We start from the raw sequence: 2,857 nt of genomic DNA on the forward strand, positions 1-2,857 counted from the left end.
ACCCCGACGCCGCTGCACAGCGACGCCGACATCGAGCATCTCGTCGATGCCCTGCATTCGCTCTGGTCGCGCTGCGCCCTGGCGCGGCACGTGGCCTAAAGGCATTATCCGAGAAAGTGAGGCCGCCTCAGGCGGCCTTTTCGTTGAGGGTTACCAGTTCCGCGGCAAGCCTGCGGGCCTCCGCATCGGCGACAAAGACGTCGTCCATCGTCTTCGCCTCGCCCGTTGCGATCATCTTATCCATGACCGCTTCGGCAATGTCGGCCATGGCCAGGAAGCCGATCCGCTCCTCGACGAAGGCGTGAAACGCAACTTCCTCGGCCGCATTCATGATGGCGCCCTGTAGGCCGCCACGTTCCAGCGCCGTACGCGCCAGCCTCAGCGCCGGGAAGCGCTCTTCATCCGGCGCCTCGAAGTCGAGGCGGGAGAGCTTGGCGAAATCCAGCCGCTCGACGTTCAATGTCGGTCGGCGCGGGTAGTCGAGGGCGTAGCCGATCGCCGTCCGCATGTCGGGGCTGCCGAGCTGGGCGATGATCGATCCATCCGTGTAGCCGACCATGGAGTGAATGATCGATTGCGGGTGTACGATCACTTCGATCTGGTGCGGATGAACGCCGAAGAGATGCTTTGCCTCGATCATCTCCAGCGCCTTGTTGAACATCGAGGCACTTCCGACCGAGATCTTCAGCCCCATCGACCAGTTGGGGTGTGCTCGCGCCGTCGCTGCGGTCACATTCGCCATTTCGGCGCGTGACCAGGTGCGGAAGGGCCCACCCGAAGCTGTCAGGATGATCCGTTCGACAGCGTGCCGCTGGTCTTCGTCCAGAGATTGAAAGATCGCGCTGTGTTCGCTGTCGACAGGGATCAGCCGCCCGCCGCCCTTTGCCACGGCATCGACAAAGAGGTCGCCAGCCGACACCAGACATTCCTTGTTGGCAAGCGCGATCGTGGCGCCCTTGCGGGCGGCGGCAAGCGTCGGCGCCAGTCCCGCGGTGCCGACGATGGCGGCCATGACCCAATCCGCATCGAGGTCTGCGGCTTCCGCAAGGCCGGATATGCCGGCGGCCACGGCAATGCCGCTGCCGGACAGTTCTTCCTTCAGAGAGTGATACTTGCCGTCGCTGGCCGTGACCGCAAGCTTGGCACCCGCGGACCTGGCCTGCTGCGCCAGAAGCCGGACGTTCTCGTTGCCTGTTACGACGGAGATCTCATAGCAGTCCCGTCCGCCTAATTGCTCGACGACGTCGAGCGTATTTTGTCCGATCGAGCCGGTTGAGCCAAAAATACTGAGGCGCCTGGGCGCGCTTCCGCCTGCCATCATCGGTGATTTCGCCAAAACACTTGCATTGGCTCTGGCTGTACAGGGGATTGAAATAAGCGGCAAGTGTGCGGCGCAGCAGAAATCACGCAGTCATCTCAATGTCAGCAGCTTTCATCCGTCGGGTGGTTCGGGGCGAAACCAACTGGCCAGTTGCCGCGTTTTGCAACTATCGAGACAGGAGGAAGGAAGAATGGTTTTCAAGCAACCGACGTTCTTTGGCGAGCCCTACGAACCGGAGACTGGGGCGGATAAGGACGCAGCGCTCGAGGAGGCCGTGGGGAATGCCCTGGCTGTAGCCGGTGGGATTGATGCCGCGGATGTGAAGGTGACTCTGGACGATCATGCCGTGGTGCTGACGGGCATCGTTGCCACAGCCCCGGAGATTGAGCGCGCGACTGCTGTCGCACAGGCAATCGCCGGGACGACGCCGGTACGCAATGAAATCAAGATAGCGCAGTGAGATGTCAGCCCGCGAAGCGTTCCATCTCGAAAACCGCGACCCTGTCCGTCTTGGGCGTCGTGATCGGCCCTGTCGATTTATAGGCGGTCGCGAGCAACAGGCCGCTGACGATGAGATATGCGAATGCAAGCAACGTCAGTTTCATGCCCATGGCGAGCACTCCTCTCTTTATCCCCCAACGCCGTTTAGGTCGGAAAGTTCCCGCTTCGGATTACGGTCAGAAAATGTGATCGGCAAAGGCTTGCACTGGCTTCTATCGGCCGTCCTGTCGTAAGGAGAAGGTCGGCCGTCTGTGTGAACTCCTCGGCCGATGCTTTTGGCAAGGGAGGTGCGTATGCGCAAAGCGATCATCGTCTGGGGCGGTTGGAGCGGTCACCAACCTGAAGCGTGCGCGCACCGCGTCGGGGAGCTGTTGCGGGAGGATGGCTTTGCCGTCGAGGTGACCGGCGACCTTAGCATCTTCGGCTCAGCCGCGATCGCGAAAGCCGATCTGCTTGTGCCCGTCATTACCGGCGAGAAGATCGAGAAAGCACATGCTGATGGCTTGGTGGAAGCGGTGCGCGGCGGTCTCGGGCTCGGTGGACATCACGGCGCACTTGCGACCTCGTTCAAAGAGAGCGCGCCGTTCCGTTATGTCTCCGGGGTGACCTGGGTCGCCCATCCAGGCAACATCATCGATTTTCGCGTCAGCATTACGCGCCAGCACGACCCTGTGATGGAAGGGGTACCCGATTTCGACTATCGGTCCGAGCAGTATTATCTTCACTACGATCCGTCGGTCGAGATTCTGGCGACGACGAGCTTTTCAGGCGAGTATGATGCGGCCGCCCGGAACGTCATAATGCCTGTTGCCTTCAAGCGCCAGTTCGGCTCGGGACGCGTGTTCTACTCGGCACTTGGCCATGTAGCGAGCGAGTTCGATCATCCCTACATGCGCCTCATTCTTCGTCGCGGCCTTTCGTGGGCGGCGCGCTCTTAGCCGCTAGAGCAGATCCTGCGATCGATGAATCGATTGTGAAGTGACGCGGCGCTGCGAAGCTGATTCAACGTCCACAGCGAAGAGGTGGATGATGGCA

The 2,857-nt window shown here is 61.1% G+C and carries 4 protein-coding genes; 2 read left to right on the forward strand and 2 right to left on the reverse strand.

The window, feature by feature from the left end; genetic code table 11:
• Nucleotides 1–127: 127 nt before the first annotated feature.
• Complete coding sequence (dxr, locus tag FHX09_RS29275; RefSeq protein WP_132588547.1) at nt 128–1,321, reverse strand: 1-deoxy-D-xylulose-5-phosphate reductoisomerase; 1,194 nt, start codon at nt 1,319–1,321, stop codon at nt 128–130.
• 190 nt (nt 1,322–1,511) lie between these two features.
• Here dxr and FHX09_RS29280 point away from each other — a divergent pair, with 190 nt between their 5' ends.
• Nucleotides 1,512–1,781, forward strand: coding sequence for a BON domain-containing protein (locus FHX09_RS29280; RefSeq protein ID WP_132588546.1), 270 nt, complete (start codon nt 1,512–1,514; stop codon nt 1,779–1,781).
• A gap of 4 nt (nt 1,782–1,785) precedes the next feature.
• Here FHX09_RS29280 and FHX09_RS29285 read toward each other — a convergent pair whose 3' ends face one another.
• A complete protein-coding gene (locus FHX09_RS29285; RefSeq protein ID WP_165933041.1) occupies nt 1,786–1,932 on the reverse strand; it encodes a hypothetical protein in 147 nt (48 codons plus the stop codon).
• 183 nt (nt 1,933–2,115) lie between these two features.
• Between FHX09_RS29285 and FHX09_RS29290 the strand changes: the two genes are divergently transcribed.
• The gene (locus tag FHX09_RS29290) at nt 2,116–2,760 is read left to right on the forward strand and encodes a ThuA domain-containing protein (RefSeq protein WP_132588545.1); all 645 of its coding nucleotides are present in this window, start codon (nt 2,116–2,118) and stop codon (nt 2,758–2,760) included.
• The last annotated feature ends 97 nt before the right edge of the window (nt 2,761–2,857 follow it).

It is taken from the genome of Rhizobium sp. BK538, from assembly GCF_014197575.1.
Taxonomy (GTDB): Bacteria; Pseudomonadota; Alphaproteobacteria; order Rhizobiales; family Rhizobiaceae; genus Rhizobium.